Origin of the sequence: Subtercola sp. PAMC28395, from assembly GCF_018889995.1 — a bacterium.
In the GTDB taxonomy this organism is placed as follows: domain Bacteria; phylum Actinomycetota; class Actinomycetes; order Actinomycetales; family Microbacteriaceae; genus Subtercola.
On sequence record NZ_CP076547.1, the window covers coordinates 923,306 to 941,632 of the forward strand.

Consider the following 18,327-nt stretch of genomic DNA (forward strand, 5'->3'; position numbering starts at 1 on the left):
TGGGCGAAGTGTGCACAAGCATCGGGCAGGTAGCAACGCGCCCGACCCACGAAAAACGAGGAGCCAGGCCGGAGCCTGACCCCTCGTTCACGAGTGGTTCGAACTGTATTCGAAATTACTTGACGGCGGCCTTCAGCTTGCTGCCGGCGCTGATCTTCACGGAGTTGCCCGCGGCGATCTGGATCGCCTCACCCGTCTGGGGGTTGCGGCCGGTGCGAGCGGCACGCGACGTGCGCTCGACGGCGATCCACCCGGGAATCGTGACCTTGACGCCGTTCGACACCGAGTCGGCGAGGGTTGCGAACAATGAGTCGAGAACCTCGTTCACGGAGGTCTGAGTCTGGCCCGAAGCGGCGGCGACTGCTGCGACGAGCTCGGTCTTGTTGAGTGACTTATCAGCCATTTAGTGTCCTCCTCGGACCATCCTGCTGCGAAAGCAGCAATTCTGTTGTATCGGTTGCGTGAGCAAGTATCACCCAGCGCACGGTGTTTCACTAGCCAGTGCACAAAGCCATCTGGTGGTGTAGGCAGCTCCGGAAAGCTGCCCGCACACCGGCTACAGAGAGCCGCGACCCAGCTGGGTCGCGGCGGGCTCTGCGAGGGTAACCTACCAGCTTGACTTCGTGATGCCCGGCAATTCGCCGCGGTGCGCCATTTCGCGGAAGCGAACGCGCGAGATGCCGAAGTTGCTGAGGTGACCGCGGGGGCGGCCGTCGACAGCGTCACGGTTGCGCACGCGCACCGGCGAAGCGTCACGGGGAAGCTTCTGCAGGCCGACGCGAGCTGCCTCGCGTGACTCGTCTGTGCCGTTGACGTCGACGAGAGCCTTCTTCAGCTCGAGGCGCTTGGTTGCGTAGCGGGCCACGATGACCTTGCGCTGCTCGTTCTTTGCGATCTTGCTTGTCTTAGCCATGTGTTACCGCTCCTCTCTAAAGTCGACGTGCTTGCGGATGACCGGGTCATACTTCTTCAGAACGAGGCGGTCGGGGTCGTTGCGGCGGTTCTTGCGGGTCACGTAGGTGTACCCGGTACCGGCGGTCGAACGGAGCTTGATGATCGGACGGACATCTTGTGCTTTAGCCATTAGATCTTCACCCCACGTGACAACAGGTCTTTCACAACGGATTCGATGCCACGTGCATCAATGACCTTGATGCCCTTGGCCGAAAGGGTCAGGTTCACGTTGCGACGAAGCGACGGAACGTAGTAGGTCTTCTTCTGTACATTCGGGTCGAAACGACGCTTGGTGCGTCGGTGCGAGTGCGAAATGTTGTGCCCGAAGCCGGGAACGGCTCCAGTCACCTGGCACACTGCGGCCATGATTTTCCTCCAATTACCGTAGAGCGGATGCTCTACCCAAGTTCTCTTGTCGGCACGCCCGAACCACGCAGGAGTTCCCGGAAAGGGTGTACTACGGGGAGATGGCGTACATGTGAGCGGAGATACCACTCAACCAGCGTCCAAGCCTACGTGAGGGGGCTCAGCCGCGCAAGTCGAGCAGTATCCGAACACGTCCACCACGTGCTCTGCCTGACTGAATCCGTGAAGCGATGCGACCTTCTTCGCCCAGGCCTCCACGGCGTCGGCTTCGATTTCTATCGTCAGTCCGCAATTCCGGCAGATCAGGTGGTGGTGGTGCCCGACCGAGCAGGCGCGATAGAGACTCTCGCCCTCCGGAGACTGCAGCGAGTCGGCCTCGCCCTCGCTGGCGAGGTCACTCAGGGCACGGTAGACCGTGGCGAGCCCGATGTGCGAACCTGTGCTCTTGAGGCTCGAGTGCAGGTTCTGCGCGCTCACGAAACCCGTCTGCGAACCGAGAGCACTGCGCACAGCTTCTCGTTGCCAGGTGTTCCGTTGCATGACTCGGCCTCTTCCTCCACAGGCCTCCGGGGAGGCCCAGTTCTGCACAATGTTAGCTTCGCGCCGCCACGAGTTCGCTGGCACGCCCAGTATTGCCTCGTCGCATCCTGACAGCGGCGATGATCCTGCACACGACATAGATGAGAAAGGAGAGCGTTGTCACGTACGGGCTGATCGGCAGCGAACCCCCCAGAGCCAGCATGATGCCGCCGACCAGCGAGAACACCGCGAAGACGGTGCTCAGCAGCGGCACAACGATCGGCGACGACGAGACCCTCAGCGCCGCGGCTGCCGGCGTCACGAGAATGGAGAGAACGAGCAAGGAGCCCACGATCTGGACCGAGACTGCCACCGCAAGACCCAGGAGCAACATGAAGTACAGGGAGAGAAAACGGGTGGGCACCCCCCGAGCGGCTGCAACCTCCGGATCGATACTCGCGAACGTGAGCGGGCGCCAGACCACCATCAATCCGACAACGACAACGATGGAGATGGCGATCAGCGAATTGAGTCGAGGGTCGTCGACGGCGACGATCTGGCCGGTGAGCAGGCCGAACTTGTTGGCCGACCTCCCCGGGTACAGGGCCAGGCACAGAATGCCAAGGCCAAGGCCGAACGGCATCAAGACGGCGATGATCGAATTGCGATCCCGCGCCCGCGCCCCGAGCACGCCGATGAGTGCCGCAGCCACCAGCGAACCGACGATCGAACCCTCAACCACGCCCACCCCGAAGAGGAGCCCAGCCGACGCCCCGGCGAAGGAGAGCTCGCTGATGCCGTGCACAGCGAAGGCCATGTCCCGAGACATGACGAAGACCCCGATCAGCCCGCCGACCACCCCCAGCACTGCGCCCGCGATCAAGGAATTCTGGAGGAGCACCAGCAACTCGCCATAGTTGCTGAAATTGAAGATGACAGACCACCAGTCGTTCATGGGCGCACTCCGAATGGGCTACCGCCCAGTGGTGAAGAAGGATCGCCATCTCCACCGACATCCGGGTGCCGGCCTGACTGAGTCTGGTCGGTACCTCGGGCATGGCCAGTGCCTCGGGCGTGCTCGTCGCTGTGGTGGGAGAGGTCTCCGCCGTCGTGGCTGTGCGCTCCGTCCGGTGTGCCCACCACGACGACCCGGCCGTGCGACCGGAACACGTCGACGGGCGATCCATAGAGCTCCGTGAGCACGGACGAGCGCAACACCTCGTCGGGGGTCCCGATCCGGAAGGCACCCCCGGCCAGGTACAGAACGCGGTCGACCATGTCAAGCACGGGATTGATGTCGTGGGTCACGAAGAGAACACCGAGGTTCCGCTCCCGGCGCTGCGTGTCGATGAGCTCGCTCACCGCTCGCTGGTACTTCAGATCGAGCGAGAGCAGCGGCTCATCGCACAACAACAGGCGCGGGTCACCCGCCAGCGACTGGCCGATCCTCAGGCGTTGCTGTTCGCCACCCGACAGGGTGGATACCGGCACGTTCGCATACGAAGACGCACCGACCGAGGCCAGAATCGAGTCGACGCACTCACTGCGCTTCCTGGAGGGCAGTGGCAGGCCGTAGCGGTGCCCATTGAGACCCAGTCCGACCAGATCCCTCGCCCGGAGCGGCGTACCGTCATCGGCGAGTCGCTGCTGCGGCACATAGCCGATCTGACGGTCGCCCCGGCGGATCGGTTCACCCAGGAACGATGCTTCACCCTCGCTGAGGCGCTGTTGGCCGAGAATGACTTTGAGCAGGCTCGTCTTACCGGAACCGTTCGAACCGATCACCGCGATGAACTCACCAGCCCTCACGTCGAGGTCGAGACCGCTCCACAGTGTGCGACCACCAAAAGCCAGCCCGGCATTGTGCAGGCTCAGCACAACCGGATGCCCGGCAGCCCGGTCCCGAATCCCTTCCCCGCCCTCCATCGACATCGATCAACCCCTACCCGGCGAGTGCCGACGACAGGGCCGCGAGGGTGTCGGCCATCCACCCCGTGAAGGTCGAACCGGCCGGCAACGTCTCAGTGACGGGCACCGTCGACGCCCCGGCGGCGATGGCCGATGCCCGCACCGCATCGGTCTGCGGGCCGACGGTCTGCGAGTTGTAGACGAACAGCCTCACCTCGCCCGTTGTGAAGAGAGCCTCTGTTTCAGCGACAACGTCGGGTGCAGCATCCGTTCCACCCTCGACTGCCGCGCTGAACTTCTCTGGCGTCACGTTCACCAGGCCGATCGCGTCGAGCATGTACAACGGCACCGGCTCGGTGATGGCGACCGGGGTTCCGGAATAGGTGCTCTTCAGTTGCGCCTCGGTCGCTTCGAGGGAGGCGAGCTTGTGCTGGAACACCGCGGCATTCGACGAGATGGCAGCAGAATCCGCAGGTACCAGGGCAGTGAGCCTGACGGCCAGCTCATCTGCGACCTTGGAGACAGTCGGAATGTCATACCAGAGGTGTTCGTTGAACGACCCGTTCGCAGGGTGTTGGTCTTTGCCCGAGACAGTCGCCGCGTTCACCACCACGACGTCGGGATTCCTGGCGCTGGCCACCATGGCATCGAAGAAGTCGTCGTAGCCGCCGCCGTTCTCGACGACGATGTCCGCCTTCGATACGGCGAGCTGGTTCTGCGCGTCGGCGGTGAACTCATGCGGGTCTTTTGACGGGTCGGTGATGATCGACGTCACCGACACGGCGGCGCCGCCGATCTGGGCGGCGATGTCACCGTAGACGTTGGTCGACGTGACGATGGAGATGGTCGAATGCCCTCCTCCGGCCGCTCCGCCGGAGCCAGAGGGCGCTGACGCCCCACCGGCGCACCCGGAGAGCATCAGCAGCGACGCCGCCGCCGCCGCGAGCGACACCACCATACGCGGAGGGAGCTTGGTGGCGCGAGAATCAGAACGGGTGCGGCTCATGACGAGGCAATCTAAGGAGGTGAGACAGAAACGCCGAACGGCGCATCCTCCACCGATCGTAAACGCTATTGATAATGATTGTCAAAAGCAACAAGCATGCTGAGATGAGAGCCCGGCCGCTGACGCCCGTCGTGTCGTCTCCGTCTCCGGCAGCCCGACATCAGTCGAGCAGCAGTGCGGGTTCCTCCACGATTGCTGCCACGTCGGCGAGGAACCTGCTCGCCACGTCTCCGTCGACCACGCGATGGTCGAAACTCGCCCCGAGGGTCGTCACGAACCGGGGGCGCACTTCGCCATCGACGACCCACGGCCGTTGCTTGATGGTTCCGAGCGCGATGATCGCCACCTCACCCGGATTCAGGATCGGCGTGCCGGTGTCCATACCGAACACACCGATGTTCGTGATCGTGATGGTGCCGTCGGCCATGTCGGCGGGGCTGGTCCGCCCCTCGCGTGCCGTGAGTGTGAGATTCTCGAGCGCACCAGCGAGCTGGAGCAGCGTCATCGACTGGGCCTCTTTGACATTCGGTACCAACAGTCCGCGCGGCGTGGCCGCGGCGACACCCAGGTTCACGTAGTTGCGAACGATGATCTCTTTGTCGGTCCACGCCGAATTCACCATCGGGTTGCGACGCACAGCCCAGATGATCGCCTTGGCGATGATGAGCAGCGGCGAGACCTTGACGCCGGCAAAGTCGGCCGAAGCCTTCAGCCGCTTCACGAACTCCATCGTGCGCGTCGCATCGACGTCGACGAACAGGCTCACGTGAGGCGCAGTGAAGGCGCTCGCCACCATCGATCTCGCAATGTGCTTGCGCACGCCCTTGACGGGAATACGCTCTTCGCGTTCGTCTGCCCACTGCGGAGTCTCGATGTTGTGGAACACCTTCGCCTGCGAGGCGTGGCGAATCACGTCGTCGCGAGTGATGTCGCCGATCGGGCCCGTCGGCGTGACCTCGGTCAGGATGACGTCGAGATCCTTCGCCAGCTTGCGGATCGGCGGTTTTGCAATGACCGGCAAGCCGGTGATGGCAGGCGAGGAGTGCCCCACCGGCCTGGTCGCGACCGGTGAAGCGGGGCCCGCCGGAGCCGCGGCCGCGGAGGGCGCGGGCGAAGCGGCCATTGCCGCCGCGGCTGGCCGCGGCGCGATCGACGCCGGACTCCCACCGAGAGGGGCACCACTGCCCGCAGCACTCACCCCGCGTGGCCGGCGCCTGCTCGAAACGTGACCCTTGGTGCCGTAGCCCACGAGCACAGCACCCGGCGCCTCGTCGCTCGACACCGTCGAAGCGGCATCTGCAACCGACTGGGCGATGTCGGCGTCGATGGCGGTCGCTGCGACCGGCGCCACTGTGGCCGAGACTTCGGGCGCATCGGCTGCAGACCCCTCTGCCCCGGCACTTCTGCCGAAGACGCGGATGATCGGCGCGCCAACCTCGACTGTGGTGCCCTCGAGCACCAGCAGTTCACGCACAACACCCTCGTACGGTGACGGCAGCTCGACGAGTGACTTCGCCGTCTCGATCTCGACGATCACCTGGTTGATCTCGATGGTGTCGCCCGGTTTCACGCGCCACGACACGATTTCAGCCTCGGTCAGGCCCTCACCGACGTCGGGCAGATGAAACAGGGATTCACTCATGTCAGCTCCTTGTGATTCATGTGGGCATCTGACGACGTCATCAGAATGCCAGTGCCCGATCGACCGCTTCGAGCACCCTGTCGGCGTCGGGCAAGTAGAGCCCTTCGACCTTCGACGAAGGGTACGGAGTGTCGAACCCCGAAACCCGCAGGACGGGCGCTTCGAGCGAGTAGAACGCCCTCTCAGCGACCGTCGCTGCGATCTCCGAACCGACGCTCACATTGCCGGGGGCCTCTTGGCAGACGACGAGCCTGCCCGTCTTCTCGACCGACGCGACAATCGGTGCATAGTCGATCGGGCTCAGCGACCGGAGGTCGATGACCTCGATGCTGATTCCCTCGTCTCCCGCCACTTGCGCCGCCTGGAGCAGCACGGAGACCATGGCGCCGTGCCCGACGACCGTCACGTCGGTGCCGACACGAACGACACGGCTGGCGTGGAGCTTCGCCGCGCTCGAGGTGAAGTCGACGGGGCCCTTGGGCCAGTATCTGCTCTTCGGTTCGAAGAACAGCACGGGGTCGTTCGACGCGATCGCCTCCTGGATCATCCAGTACGCATCGTTCGGAGTGCTCGGGCTGACCACCCGGAGCCCCGCCGTGTGTGCGAAGTAGGCTTCGGGGCTCTCCTGGTGATGTTCCACAGCACCGATGTGCCCGCCATAGGGCACACGGATGACGACCGGCATCGCCACCGAGCCGCTGGTGCGGTTCGTCATCTTGGCCAGCTGCGTCGTGATCTGGTCGAACCCGGGGAAGATGAACCCATCGAACTGGATCTCGCAGACAGGCCGGTACCCGCGCATCGCGAGCCCGACCGCCGTGCCGATGATCCCTGATTCTGCGAGCGGCGTGTCGAGCACACGCTTGGCGCCGAATTCAGCCTGCAGGCCCTCGGTGACGCGGAAGACGCCGCCGAGAGTACCGATGTCTTCGCCCATGAGGAGCACACGATCATCCGCAGCCAAGGCCGCACGCAGGCCGGCGTTCAGCGCCTTCGCCATGGGCATTTCTTCGAGTGTCGTGGGCATCAGGCACCTTCGTTCAGCGATGATTCGTACGCTTCGAGCCAGGCCTTCTGTTCCGCCGGTACCGGGTGCGGTTCTGAGTACACGGTGTCGAAGATGCTCGCCAGGGAGGGCGGCCCGAGCTCGAGCGTGCGGTGCCTGAGGTCTGCCGCGAAATCGTCGGCCTCTGCAGCGACCTCGGAGAAGAAGGCGTCGTCGGCGCCGCGTGAACGCAGGTACGAAGCGAACCGGATGATCGGATCCCTCGCGACCCAGTAGGCCAGTTGCTCTGGCGTCTGGTACCGGGTGGGGTCGTCGCTGGTCGTGTGCGCGCCGATGCGGTACGTGACCGCCTCGATGAGTGACGGACCGAGGCCGGAGCGGGCCTCGTCGAGGTGCTTGCGCGTGGCAGCGAAGCTCGCGAGTACGTCATTGCCGTCGATCTGCACGCTGGGCACCCCGAACCCCCGCGAGCGCAGGTAGAGAGGTATGCGGGACTGCGTGGAGACCGGCACCGAGATGGCCCAGTGGTTGTTCTGCAGAAAGAAGACCTGCGGAGTCTGGTTGCTGGCGGCGAAGACGAATGCCTCGCTGACATCGCCCTGGCTGGTTGAACCATCGCCGAAGTAGGTCATCACCGCGGTGTCGACGGAGGTGTCACCGGTGCCGACCAGCCCGTCGAAAGCCACGCCCATCGCATACCCTGTGGCGTGCAGGGTCTGCGAGCCGATCACGAGGGTGTAGTTGCGGAAGTTGCCGTTGGCGGGGTCGTTGGGGTCCCAGCCGCCCAGGCTCACTCCGCGCATCACCTTCACGATGTCGACGATGTCGATACCCCGGACCAGGGCGACGCCGTGTTCGCGGTAGCTGGGGAAGAGAACATCCTGCGGCCGCGAAGCCCGGGCAGAACCCACCTGTGCCGCCTCCTGGCCGTGACTCGGGGGCCAGAGACCCATCTGCCCCTGGCGCTGCAGGTTGGTGCACTCCTCGTCGAAACGGCGGGTTATCGCCATGTCCCGATAGAACTGGCGGTAGTCGTCTTCGCTCAGCGATTCCAGGTACGGAAGGTACGGTTCGGCCGCAGCGCTCGGGGCGAATTCGCCGTCGATCGTAAGAAACTGTACCGTCGGCGAATCTTCTGCCACCTGGTTACCTCGTACTTCTGTGTGTGGGCCGGCCTCTAACGTACCGGCTCCGCCGTGCGCCGCTTTGAGAGGTTCTGAACAATCTCTTCGGTTGAAGAAAGGAGTTTACCTACAGACTCGGACTCCCCGATGGAGATCCTGATCCCTTCGGGGTGAAACGGCCTCGCCATGATTCCGTTGCTGGTCAGGATCTCCGCGGCCTCGGCCGTGTAGTCACCCGTATCCAGCCAGACGAAGTTTCCCTGGGGTTCTGGCACCTGCCAGCCCTGAGCGGTGAGCCCCTGCCAGATCGTGCTACGCAGGGCGGAGATGTGTGCAACGCGCTCCAGGAGTTCTGCTTCGTGGTCGAGCGAGGCGATCGCCGCAACCTGGGCATGGTGGGTCACGGCCAGAGGAATGCTCGCACTGACAGCGGCGTCGATGACTGCCGCGGGGCCGACACCGTAGCCGATGCGGAGGCCCGCCAGACCGTACGCCTTCGAGAACGTGCGAAGCACGAGGAGGTTCGGGTAGGTGTCCAGCAGATCCATGCCGTTGACGGCTTCTGGATCGGTCACGAACTCGGCGTAGGCCTCATCGAGCACCACCAGCAGGTCTTCGGGCACCCGTGTCATGAAATCGGCGAATTCGCTTTTGGTGACGATGGTGCTCGTCGGATTGTTCGGCGTACACACGATGATCAGCCTGGTGCGCGGGGTGATCGCGTCTGCCATCGCGTGGAGATCGTGGGAATGATCGGGTCGGTTGGGGACCTTCACGCTCGTTGCGCCACTCATCGGCGGGAGCAGGGGATAGGCCTCAAACGAGCGCCAGGAGTACACGACCTCATCGGCGGATCCCGCTGCTGCAATGACCAGCTGGGCGAGAACTGCGACCGAACCAGCGCCCACGATGACCCTGTCAACCGGAACACCGTGTCGTGCCGCAAGAAGAGCAGTGAGTTCGGGGGCGGACCCGTTCGGGTAGCGGTGCATCACAGCCGTCGCAGCCTGCGTGGCCTGCAGCACCCCGGGAAGCGGGTCGAAGGGATTCTCGTTGGAAGAGAGTTTGAACCCGCCCTCGACCGCCTTTCCCTGGCGGTACGCCGGGAGGGCGACGATTTCAGGGCGCAGTTTCACCGCGGGAACATCAGGGGCGCTCATCCTGACAGTGTATTTGATTGCCCCAACGCACGCCCTGTCGGCGGTCCCGAATGTCAAGCCCTGCCAAACGGCCAGCCAGTGCACAGCTGACTCCCACTAGCGTGGGAGTGTTTCACCGAGTCCAGCCAACAGATTTGAGAGTCGCCCCAGCCATGACCATCGATTCGGCACTGTTGAAACTGCATGAGACGCCGTTCCTACTCGACGCTATGCGGTACGCCGACGAGTTTGCGGCCTCCGCCGACCGGTTCGGTGACGCCTCGATCGCCTCATTGGTCGAGATCATCTCCGACGGGTCCGACGCTCTCGCCGCGATCACGGCAGTGCATGCCCTGGCCCGCATCTATGACGATGAAGCCGAGATCGCCCTCTCGGATCTTCTCTCGAGCGATCACGCATTCCTGCGCGAGCACGCCGCCTGGGCGTTCTGGAGCAGGCTCCCGAGACTCGACGCCATCTCCCGGCTTGTGGCTGGCATCATCTCCGGGGGGTTCACCGGAGCCCTGTCGCAGCGCACGCTCCAGCAGTGGGCCTCTTCCACCCCCGACCACATCGCTCTTGCGATCGAGGGTTCACTGGCGTCTGAAACCCAGCCCGACGCCAGGGCCCGGCTCGCAGAGACGCTCGGGCTCATCCCAGGTCGCGTCGCTGGCCGCGCTCTCGCGTTCCTTGCGGCAGACGACACCGAGCACCTGGTGGTCCGTGTCGCCGCCATGGCCGCGCTGGGGGATCGAAACAGCGAGAATTCCGCCCTGAGGGTGATTCAGGAGTTCGCCGAGACGTCCGGTGAACTCGGCGACGTCGCCCGCCTCGCTGCGTACGACATCGAACTGTCACTGAACCCGTCCCTCAGGCCCAGGGTGCCCGGTAGAGGGTCATCATTCGGGCTCGCCGACCGGGGACGCCGACCGCGCCAGGGACTCACTGTCGCCCAGCTGTTCCTGCACGCGGATATCGACCGCGGTCTCACCCGGGCGGGTGCGGGCGACAATGGGGGAATCGCGACCCTTCTGGTCAGACTCGGAGATTCACTCGCCAGGGAAGAGGGCATCGGCCGCGTCATCACCATGTCAAGGGGGTCCGCCGCCGCCGCGCTAGCGGCCCTTCCGGGAGTCGGCCACGATCTCGACGCCGAGAGTGCTGCCCTCTTCAGTGGCACAGACGACCAGATTCCCTCCGGCCAGCACCTTCTCGTTCCGATTCCGCTCCTCGCGCCGCCCACCTCGTCTGCCACCGCCTGGCCGACCCGTATAGCAGCGGAGCGGGGCATCCGTCGCGCCCTGCTGGCTCTCGGGCCAGTCGACGTGCTGCACCTGCGCATGGCAGATGTCGGCAGTATGGCGGCGGCCACCGTTGCCGAACGTCTCGGCATCCCGGTCGTCTTCACCCTCGCCCCCGATCCGCACGGCGTCATCCACGCCCTCGACATGTCCGGGGCCCTGACACGCGCCTCCTTCGGCGATGTCGATGAGCACGAGCACTACTGGTTCAGAACCCGCCTGGTGCAGAGGCTGTCGCTGCAGGCGGCTCACATCGTGCTGTTCCCCCGCCCCGACCTGCCCGTTGCCCTGAGCGAACTTCTCGGAGTCGACATCCAGGCCGATCCAGAACGGTACACGGTCGTGCCGGAGGGAATCGATGTCTCTGTCATCGAGTCGGCCCTCTCCGAAGCCCGGCACGACGTGGCGGGGGCGGCGTTCGCACAACTCGACGACCTCATCCAGGCCCTTCCTCCGCACCGTCGCGGTCTGCCGGTCGCCCTGAGTGTCGGCCGGCTGCACCATGTCAAAGGTATGGCGACGATCGTCGAGGCCTGGGCGAGTGACCCGCAGCTGCGCGCACAGAGCAACCTCATCATCGTCGGCGGCGACCTGGCCCATCCCTCGACCGATGAACAGGGTCAACTCGACCGCATCGCCGCAACGCTCGACGCCCACCCCGAAGCCCGCGATGGTCTCGTACTCGCCGGGCACCAGCCCAATGACGTCGTTGCGCGGTGGCTGGCTGCAGTTCGACTCGGCCGACCAGGCCTGATCGGAGCCCATGGCGTGTACGTCTGCGGCAGCCTGAAGGAGGAATTCGGAATCGCCCTGCTCGAAGCCCTCGCTGCCGGACTCGTCGTCATAGCCCCCGACGGCGGTGGGCCGGCCACGTACGTGCACAGGGGGGTCACCGGAGTACTCGTCGACACCAAGTCGTCAGAGGGCATCCGCCTCGGAATGCACGAGGCGTTCGCTCTGGCACACGTGCCAGATCCGGATGCCCGGCATTCGATGCACCAGACCGATGACGATGGGGCGGCGGCAGAGAGTCGCGCAGACACTGCCCGGGTCAGCGAAGCCCAGCAGCTGATTTCCGGCAGTTTCACGGTCGACGCCATGGCGCGCGCTCTCACAGGCGTCTACACCGGAGTCGCCGAGCGTTCGCTCCGCCCGCTGCACTCCGAGTTCGCCCTGTGACGCTCCTCGTCATCAGCCCGGACTACGCCTCGCACCTCCTGCCGCTCGCCACGCTGGCGACGGCCTGGCGCGATGCCGGTGAAGACGTCGTTGTCGCCACGGGTCCCGCCACGGCGGCGATCGTGGAGAGCTTCGCTTTCTCGCGTGTCAACCTGCAACTGGGTCGCGGCTCGAATCCCGGTGTCATCCGGGCCGAAGACCAGCCGAAGGGTGAAGACGAAGCCCTCCGCGGATTCTTCGATGCCACCCGCGTCTCCCTCGTGGAGACCCTGCGTTTCCAGGCCAATGCGCGCAGCAGCGACCTCCTGTGGAACCCCGTCGAGACGGCCAGGGCCGTCCAGGCCGTCGTCGAACAGGTACAGCCCGACCAGATCATCGTCGACCACCTCGCCTTCGGGGCCAGGCTGGGGCTCGCCGCCGCACAGATTCCTTACGGCGACGTTGTGCTCGGGCATCCGACCGCTCTTCCTGTCGGCGACGAAGTGTATGGGTACCCGCCGTCCTGGCCCGGCGCCTTCACACCCGACAGCATCGAACTCGCGGGTCTCCGAAGCCTCTGCGAGCGCATTCGCGACGACTTCACCGCCCAGTGGAACACTGCCCTCGCCGAACTGCGCCCCGGCGCCGAACCGTCAGTGGATGCGTTCGCCGAGCACGGCGAACTGCTGCTCTTCAACTACCCCGAAGCCCTGCACGCGGCAGAACGCACCGCACTTCTGCCCCCACATGCCTTTCTGGGCTCCTCCGTTCGCTCGGAGCCTCTCGAAGACGACGTCGAGGAGTGGCTGGCTTCGAGTGCGGTGCCGGTGGTCTACGTCAGCTTCGGCAGCTTCCTTTCGGTTCGCAGCGACGTGCTCAGGCGTGTTGCGGATGCCCTGCGAACCCTCCCCGTCAGAGTCGCCCTGGCCGTGGGGTCCGCCGACCGCGCCACGCTCGGCGAACTGCCGGAGTCGTGGCTGGTGCGCGACTTCCTTCCTCAGGTGAGGCTCCTGGAGCACTCGGCACTGGCTGTCACACACGGCGGCAACAACTCGGTCACAGAGGCGGCCACGGCTGGTGTGCCGATGCTCGTACTGCCCTTCTCCACAGACCAGTTCGCCGGTGCTTCATCGGTCGAATCCGCCGGTCTCGGCGAGTCGCTCGACCCGAACGCTGCGACGGCGGAAGACCTCAGGCAGGCCGTGGTTCGCATACTCGCTTCGCCCGCGCCTGCTGCGGCTGCTGCCCTCGGCCAGAACCTGCGTGCCACGCCAGGAAGAGATATCGCGAGGGCGCGTTTACTGGGATAGTAGTGGCATGCGCCGATTCATCGTGTCTCTGATTGCCAACGCCATCGCCCTCTGGCTGACCACCCTGATCGTGTACGGCGGCATCCACCTGCAGCCCTATGCGTCCGGTGCATTCGCCTGGGTGATCTCGCTGTTGTTCATCGCGCTCATCTTCGGCATCGTCAACGGCATCATCGGTACCTTGATCCGTATCGTGGCATTCCCGCTCTACATTCTCACGCTGGGCCTGATCTCATTGATCGTGAATGCGATCATCCTGTTGCTTGCGAGCTGGGTGACGAGCTGGTTCGGCTTCGGCCTCGTCGTCGACGGTTTCTGGTGGGCGGTGCTGGGCGCACTTGTGCTGGCGATCCTCAGCGCGATCATCGGCGCAATCCTCAGGCCGTTCGCACGCAGCCGCTGACCGGGCGGCGACCACAGCCTCCGCGCAGCATTGCAGCTGCGCACCGGGTGCGGTCGCGATGAACGACAATGGAATCATGCCTGACGACCGCCCCACCGATGCATCCGGCGTGTTCCGTGTCTGCATGGTGTGCACGGGTAACATCTGTCGCTCTCCCATGGCGGAAGTCGTGCTGCGCAGGCTCGCACTCGAAGCTGGCCTCGCCGACAGGATTGCCGTCTCGTCGGCCGGCACCGGAGAATGGCACGTCGGCGAGAAGGCAGACCCGCGCACCGTCAGTTCACTCGAGAAGAGCGGCTACGACGGTGCCGCTCATCGGGCGCGCCAGTTCGACCCGGGCTGGTTCGACGATCTCGACCTGGTGATCGTGCTCGACAGAAGCCACGAACGCGTAGTGCGTTCATGGGCCACGACCGATTCGGACCGGTCCAAGATCCGGCTGCTGTCGAGCTTCGACCCGGAGTCCGGGCCCCTCATCGACGTTCCTGACCCCTACTACTCCACAGACGCACTCTTCGACGAAGTGCTTCAGATCATCACGCGCGCGTGCATCGCCCTCTTCGCCCAGCTCGAGCCGGCCCTGCGTCACACTCCCGCCAGCTTCACAGCTCTCTACACCGACACCGATTCGAAAGTCTAGACACCCCATGGCCCTTCCACTCCAGCCCCTCAGTCCCCTCGACGGCCGGTACCGCAGCGCGGTCAGCGGCCTGGGCGAGTTCCTGTCCGAGGCCGGCCTCAACCGTGCGCGGGTGCACGTCGAAGTTGAATGGCTGATCTACCTCACAGACGACGAATTCTTCGGAACCGAACGGATGACCGAAGACCAGGTGCGCGAACTCCGGCGGTTCGCGTCGTCGTTCGGCCAGACCGAGATCGACGAGCTCGCCGTCCTCGAAGCGACAACCAAACACGACGTGAAGGCTGTCGAGTACCTCGTGCGCAATCGCCTGGCCGCGCTCGGGCTCACAGAGATAGCCGAACTCACCCACTTCGCATGCACCAGTGAAGACGTCAACAACCTGTCGTATGCGATAACCATCCGCGAAGCAATCACCGAGGTGTGGATGCCCGCCCTCCGCCGGGTCGTCACTGAACTTCGCGCGGGCGCGTACTCCTACCGAGACGACGCCATGCTTGCGCGCACCCACGGCCAGCCGGCAACTCCGACGACCATGGGAAAGGAACTCGCGGTTTTCGTCTACCGCCTCGAGCGTCTAGAAAAGCAGGTCTCCGAAGGCGAGTACCTCGCCAAGTTCAGCGGGGCAACCGGCACCTTCGCAGCACACCTGGCTGCCGACAACACCAAGGACTGGCCCCGCATCTCGGAGGAGTTCGTGACGAGCCTCGGGCTCACCTGGAACCCGCTGACCACCCAGATCGAATCGCACGACTGGCAGGCCGAACTGTATTCCCGCGTCGCACATGTGAATCGTGTTCTCCACAATCTCTGCACCGACGTGTGGACCTATATCTCCCTCGGCTACTTCACCCAGATCCCTGTCGCCGGGGCGACCGGCTCGTCGACAATGCCCCACAAGATCAACCCGATCAAATTCGAGAACGCCGAAGCCAATCTCGAACTCTCCAGCGCCCTGCTCGACTCGCTCAGCCAGACACTGGTCACCTCACGGCTGCAGCGCGACCTGACGGATTCGAGCACCCAGCGAAACATCGGCGTAGCACTCGGCCATTCGCTGCTCGCCCTCGACAACATCGTGGCGGGCCTCGGCCAGATCTCTCTCAACAAGAAGCTCCTCGCCGACGACCTCGACGACAACTGGGAAGTACTCGGCGAAGCCATCCAGACCGTTGTGCGCGCAGAGATCACGGCCGGGCGCAGTTCGATCGTCGACCCGTACGCGCTTCTCAAGGAGCTCACGCGGGGCAAGAAGATCGGTCAGGCAGACCTCGTCGACTTCGTCAACGGTCTTGATATCGGCGACGAGGCAAAGGCCAGACTCGTGCTGCTGACCCCGCAGACCTACACCGGATTGGCAGGCGGACTCGTCGACTACCTCGACTGACGCGCCCTAGTGGCCCGGGGTTCGCGGGGTGCCACCGCTGAGGTCGGCGTCGCCGCCGTCAGCAAGTTCCTGCGTTTCGGCCGCGTTGGGCTTGAACGTCAGTGTGAACATGGCCGTCACGATGAGCGCCACAATGAAGGCGATGCCGAAGAAGATGATGGCCAGGATGGGCTGCCGGGTCGACAGCAAGACCGTGAGGCCGACGAAGAGCCCCATCACCGCTGAAATGACGAGCAACTCCACCGGCTTCAAGATCTCTTTGCGGGTCGGTTTGCCGAAGCCTGCCGAACCCGTCGCCGACAAGCCGGCGTCAGGGATTCTGTTGGTGTCTGGCGTGGAGGACTGGTCGGTCACGGTGTCGTCTCTTGATTCAGTGGAGTGGAGTTCGATGGTTCGTGTCCCCAGCGGAGCGAGAGGCCGCCGATGACCAGAAAGATGCCCAGGATCACGGCATAGCCGCCGAACAGTCCGACGGCGGTGACGATGTCGAGTGGCAGAAGCAGGAACACCAGCGCGAGGATGGCCGTGAAGCTGCCCACCGCGATCCAGTCGCGTGCTGAGAGCCGCTCAGGCTCCGCCTGCGCCGCTCTGCTACGCAATCCACTGTAGAGCTCGAGAAAGCCGGTCAGTGCTGCGTACAGGGTGACGATGTAGAGAAAGAAGGGAACGCCCCCGTTGTTGAACACCAGGGCCGCAGTACCGAGGACCAGGCCCACGATGGCCTGTGTCACAAAGAGCCGACGGATCACCCCAGGCGCCATCACTCGCATCGAGAGGAGGCCGACAAGCAGTGCCGACGTGACCGCGAAGGTGCCGAACACGAAGAGCCCGACCTGCGAGGAGTGGTTCAGATTGAAGGCCAGGTACAGTCCCACCACGAATGCCGGTACGGCACGGGCGACAGGCACACCCCAGTAGGGTGACCGGCCTTCCACGATGGCGGGCTGGTAGCTCACGGTGCAGCGGCCTCATTTCGCTCGGTGCTGACCCCCTAGTGTATCGGAGCACACTGGAGCCTTCATGGGAGCGCACGGCGCCGACCGATCAGTTGCGCGGCATATCTGCGAAGCGCGAGAAGTGACCGTGGAAACCGACGGTGACGGTGGCGGTCGGACCGTTACGATGCTTCGCCACGATGAGGTCGGCTTCGCCGGCTCGGGGATTGTCTTTCTCGTAGGCGCTCTCGCGATGCAAGAGGATGACCATGTCTGCGTCTTGTTCGAGCGAGCCACTCTCACGGAGGTCGGAGAGAGCGGGCTTCTTGTCTGCGCGCTGTTCCGGGCCTCTGTTGAGCTGCGACAAGGCGATCACGGGTACCTGCAGTTCTTTCGCCATGAGCTTGAGCGCGCGTGAGAACTCGCTGACCTCCTGTTGCCGGGACTCGACACGCTTGCCGGATGTCATCAGCTGCAGGTAGTCGATGATGACCATCTTCAGCCCCACCCGTTGCTTGAGCCGGCGGCACTTCGCGCGGATCTCGACCAGGGTCATGTTGGGACTGTCGTCGATGTAGAGCGGAGCATCGTTGATGCGGCCGCGTGTTGCCGCGATCTTTGTCCAGTCGTGGTTCTCCACGGTTCCTTTACGCATGCTCTGCAGAGGAATCGACGACTCGGCAGACAGGAGCCTCATAGCGATCTCGCTGCGGCCCATCTCGAGTGAGAAGAAGATCGATGGCATGTCGTGTTTGATCGACGCGGCCCGTGCGAAGTCGAGTGCGAGCGTCGACTTACCCAGTGCGGGCCGCGCCGCAACAATGATGAGCTGGCCCGGGTGCAGGCCGTTGGTCAGTTGGTCGAGTTCTTCGAAGCCGGTCGGCACGCCCGTCATCTGGCCCTCGCGACCCTTGGCCGCCTCGATCTCGTCGATGGCCGCGTTCACCGCGGTCGTCAGTGGAACGTAGTCCTCTGTCTCGGTATTGCCGTTGACGGCATAGATCTCCGCCTGCGCGTTGTTGACGAGGTCCATGACCTCACCCTCACTCGCGTAGCCCATCTGCACGATACGCGTACCTGCCTCGACCAATCGCCGCAGAATGGCCTTCTCGGCGACGATCGATGCGTAATAGCCTGCATTCGCGGCAGTCGGCACGAGGCTGGTGAGAGTGTGGAGGTACTCGGCGCCCCCAGCGCGCACCAGCTCGCCTGATTTGGTGAGCTCATCGGTGACGGCGATAACGTCGGTGGGCTCGCCGTGCGAATACAGATTGAGGATAGCGTCGAAGACGAGTTCATGTTTCGGAATGTAGAAGTCCGCCCCGCGAACCACCTCGACGACATCTGCGACCGCGTCTTTGCTGAGCAGCATTCCACCGAGCGCGCTCTGTTCGGCGAGCAGGTCGTGCGGAGGGGTGCGCTCGTGCCCACGGGACTCTGAGCCCGAACGCTGGTCACTGGTCAGACCGAGATGTGCTATCGACACCCATGCTCCTTTACGCTTCTCTCACATACTTACCGTCGACCCC

General features: G+C 64.3%; 20 protein-coding genes. 5 read left to right on the forward strand and 15 right to left on the reverse strand.

Features of this window, described 5'->3' with window-relative positions:
- Positions 1–115: 115 nt before the first annotated feature.
- The 12 genes from KPL76_RS04390 to KPL76_RS04445 all read right to left on the reverse strand — a co-directional run bounded on the left by KPL76_RS04390 (position 116) and on the right by KPL76_RS04445 (position 9,685).
- A complete protein-coding gene (locus tag KPL76_RS04390; protein ID WP_205106177.1) occupies positions 116–403 on the reverse strand; it encodes an HU family DNA-binding protein in 288 nt (95 codons plus the stop codon).
- Between the two features lie 204 nt (positions 404–607).
- Positions 608–913 (reverse strand): 30S ribosomal protein S14, encoded by a 306-nt coding sequence (gene rpsN / locus KPL76_RS04395; RefSeq protein ID WP_205106176.1) that lies wholly within the window; start codon positions 911–913, stop codon positions 608–610.
- A 3-nt stretch (positions 914–916) separates the two neighbouring features.
- Positions 917–1,084, reverse strand: coding sequence for a 50S ribosomal protein L33 (gene rpmG / locus KPL76_RS04400; protein WP_136640251.1), 168 nt, complete (start codon positions 1,082–1,084; stop codon positions 917–919).
- Entirely contained in the window at positions 1,084–1,320 is a 237-nt protein-coding gene (gene rpmB, locus KPL76_RS04405; protein WP_205106175.1) for a 50S ribosomal protein L28, read from the reverse strand. Before rpmB ends, rpmG begins: the two co-directional genes overlap by 1 nt.
- Before the next feature lie 129 nt (positions 1,321–1,449).
- Positions 1,450–1,860, reverse strand: a complete 411-nt coding sequence (locus tag KPL76_RS04410; RefSeq protein ID WP_216335290.1) for a Fur family transcriptional regulator — start codon at positions 1,858–1,860, stop codon at positions 1,450–1,452.
- A 52-nt stretch (positions 1,861–1,912) separates the two neighbouring features.
- Positions 1,913–2,794: a metal ABC transporter permease gene (locus KPL76_RS04415; RefSeq protein WP_216335291.1), complete on the reverse strand. Its 882-nt coding sequence runs from the start codon at positions 2,792–2,794 to the stop codon at positions 1,913–1,915.
- Entirely contained in the window at positions 2,791–3,771 is a 981-nt protein-coding gene (locus KPL76_RS04420; RefSeq protein WP_253202171.1) for a metal ABC transporter ATP-binding protein, read from the reverse strand. The genes KPL76_RS04415 and KPL76_RS04420 overlap by 4 nt, the downstream gene beginning before the upstream one ends.
- A 10-nt stretch (positions 3,772–3,781) precedes the next feature.
- Entirely contained in the window at positions 3,782–4,753 is a 972-nt protein-coding gene (locus KPL76_RS04425) for a metal ABC transporter solute-binding protein, Zn/Mn family (protein ID WP_253202172.1), read from the reverse strand.
- 160 nt (positions 4,754–4,913) lie between these two features.
- Complete coding sequence (locus KPL76_RS04430) at positions 4,914–6,395, reverse strand: dihydrolipoamide acetyltransferase family protein (protein WP_216335292.1); 1,482 nt, start codon at positions 6,393–6,395, stop codon at positions 4,914–4,916.
- Between the two features lie 40 nt (positions 6,396–6,435).
- Positions 6,436–7,422, reverse strand: a complete 987-nt coding sequence (locus KPL76_RS04435; RefSeq protein ID WP_253202173.1) for an alpha-ketoacid dehydrogenase subunit beta — start codon at positions 7,420–7,422, stop codon at positions 6,436–6,438.
- On the reverse strand, positions 7,422–8,543 hold the full coding sequence (locus KPL76_RS04440; protein WP_216335293.1) for a thiamine pyrophosphate-dependent dehydrogenase E1 component subunit alpha: 1,122 nt from the start codon (positions 8,541–8,543) through the stop codon (positions 7,422–7,424). The genes KPL76_RS04435 and KPL76_RS04440 overlap by 1 nt, the downstream gene beginning before the upstream one ends.
- A 35-nt stretch (positions 8,544–8,578) precedes the next feature.
- The gene (locus tag KPL76_RS04445) at positions 8,579–9,685 is read right to left on the reverse strand and encodes a histidinol-phosphate transaminase (protein ID WP_216335294.1); all 1,107 of its coding nucleotides are present in this window, start codon (positions 9,683–9,685) and stop codon (positions 8,579–8,581) included.
- 152 nt (positions 9,686–9,837) lie between these two features.
- On the opposite strand from KPL76_RS04445, the gene KPL76_RS04450 reads away from it, so the two are divergent.
- The 5 genes from KPL76_RS04450 (at position 9,838) to purB (ending at position 15,863) form a co-directional block, all read left to right on the forward strand.
- Positions 9,838–12,144, forward strand: coding sequence for a glycosyltransferase (locus KPL76_RS04450; RefSeq protein ID WP_216335295.1), 2,307 nt, complete (start codon positions 9,838–9,840; stop codon positions 12,142–12,144).
- Positions 12,141–13,433, forward strand: a complete 1,293-nt coding sequence (locus tag KPL76_RS04455) for a glycosyltransferase (RefSeq protein WP_216335296.1) — start codon at positions 12,141–12,143, stop codon at positions 13,431–13,433. The genes KPL76_RS04450 and KPL76_RS04455 overlap by 4 nt, the downstream gene beginning before the upstream one ends.
- A 7-nt stretch (positions 13,434–13,440) precedes the next feature.
- The gene (locus KPL76_RS04460; RefSeq protein ID WP_216335297.1) at positions 13,441–13,836 is read left to right on the forward strand and encodes a phage holin family protein; all 396 of its coding nucleotides are present in this window, start codon (positions 13,441–13,443) and stop codon (positions 13,834–13,836) included.
- A gap of 76 nt (positions 13,837–13,912) precedes the next feature.
- Positions 13,913–14,476, forward strand: coding sequence for a low molecular weight protein-tyrosine-phosphatase (locus KPL76_RS04465; protein WP_216335298.1), 564 nt, complete (start codon positions 13,913–13,915; stop codon positions 14,474–14,476).
- A gap of 7 nt (positions 14,477–14,483) precedes the next feature.
- Positions 14,484–15,863, forward strand: a complete 1,380-nt coding sequence (gene purB / locus KPL76_RS04470) for an adenylosuccinate lyase (RefSeq protein ID WP_216335299.1) — start codon at positions 14,484–14,486, stop codon at positions 15,861–15,863.
- A 6-nt stretch (positions 15,864–15,869) separates the two neighbouring features.
- On the opposite strand, the gene KPL76_RS04475 is transcribed toward purB, so the two are convergent.
- From KPL76_RS04475 to dnaB, 3 genes are all read right to left on the reverse strand, one after another.
- Positions 15,870–16,217 (reverse strand): hypothetical protein, encoded by a 348-nt coding sequence (locus KPL76_RS04475; RefSeq protein ID WP_253202174.1) that lies wholly within the window; start codon positions 16,215–16,217, stop codon positions 15,870–15,872.
- Positions 16,214–16,819 carry a hypothetical protein gene (locus KPL76_RS04480; protein ID WP_216335300.1) on the reverse strand — a complete coding sequence of 202 codons (606 nt, stop codon included), beginning with the start codon at positions 16,817–16,819 and terminating at the stop codon, positions 16,214–16,216. Before KPL76_RS04480 ends, KPL76_RS04475 begins: the two co-directional genes overlap by 4 nt.
- Before the next feature lie 88 nt (positions 16,820–16,907).
- A complete protein-coding gene (gene dnaB, locus KPL76_RS04485) occupies positions 16,908–18,284 on the reverse strand; it encodes a replicative DNA helicase (RefSeq protein WP_216335301.1) in 1,377 nt (458 codons plus the stop codon).
- Positions 18,285–18,327: the final 43 nt, after the last annotated feature.

What these genes read in the sequence shown, in the direction of transcription:
- KPL76_RS04390 (WP_205106177.1), bottom strand. Translation starts at nt 403, where the DNA reads ATGGCTGATAAGTCACTCAACAAGACCGAGCTCGTCGCAGCAGTCGCC.
- rpsN (WP_205106176.1), bottom strand. Translation starts at nt 913, where the DNA reads ATGGCTAAGACAAGCAAGATCGCAAAGAACGAGCAGCGCAAGGTCATC.
- rpmG (WP_136640251.1), bottom strand. Translation starts at nt 1,084, where the DNA reads ATGGCTAAAGCACAAGATGTCCGTCCGATCATCAAGCTCCGTTCGACC.
- rpmB (WP_205106175.1), bottom strand. Translation starts at nt 1,320, where the DNA reads ATGGCCGCAGTGTGCCAGGTGACTGGAGCCGTTCCCGGCTTCGGGCAC.
- KPL76_RS04410 (WP_216335290.1), bottom strand. Translation starts at nt 1,860, where the DNA reads ATGCAACGGAACACCTGGCAACGAGAAGCTGTGCGCAGTGCTCTCGGT.
- KPL76_RS04415 (WP_216335291.1), bottom strand. Translation starts at nt 2,794, where the DNA reads ATGAACGACTGGTGGTCTGTCATCTTCAATTTCAGCAACTATGGCGAG.
- KPL76_RS04420 (WP_253202171.1), bottom strand. Translation starts at nt 3,771, where the DNA reads ATGTCGATGGAGGGCGGGGAAGGGATTCGGGACCGGGCTGCCGGGCAT.
- KPL76_RS04425 (WP_253202172.1), bottom strand. Translation starts at nt 4,753, where the DNA reads ATGAGCCGCACCCGTTCTGATTCTCGCGCCACCAAGCTCCCTCCGCGT.
- KPL76_RS04430 (WP_216335292.1), bottom strand. Translation starts at nt 6,395, where the DNA reads ATGAGTGAATCCCTGTTTCATCTGCCCGACGTCGGTGAGGGCCTGACC.
- KPL76_RS04435 (WP_253202173.1), bottom strand. Translation starts at nt 7,422, where the DNA reads ATGCCCACGACACTCGAAGAAATGCCCATGGCGAAGGCGCTGAACGCC.
- KPL76_RS04445 (WP_216335294.1), bottom strand. Translation starts at nt 9,685, where the DNA reads ATGAGCGCCCCTGATGTTCCCGCGGTGAAACTGCGCCCTGAAATCGTC.
- KPL76_RS04450 (WP_216335295.1), top strand. Translation starts at nt 9,838, where the DNA reads ATGACCATCGATTCGGCACTGTTGAAACTGCATGAGACGCCGTTCCTA.
- KPL76_RS04460 (WP_216335297.1), top strand. Translation starts at nt 13,441, where the DNA reads ATGCGCCGATTCATCGTGTCTCTGATTGCCAACGCCATCGCCCTCTGG.
- KPL76_RS04465 (WP_216335298.1), top strand. Translation starts at nt 13,913, where the DNA reads ATGCCTGACGACCGCCCCACCGATGCATCCGGCGTGTTCCGTGTCTGC.
- purB (WP_216335299.1), top strand. Translation starts at nt 14,484, where the DNA reads ATGGCCCTTCCACTCCAGCCCCTCAGTCCCCTCGACGGCCGGTACCGC.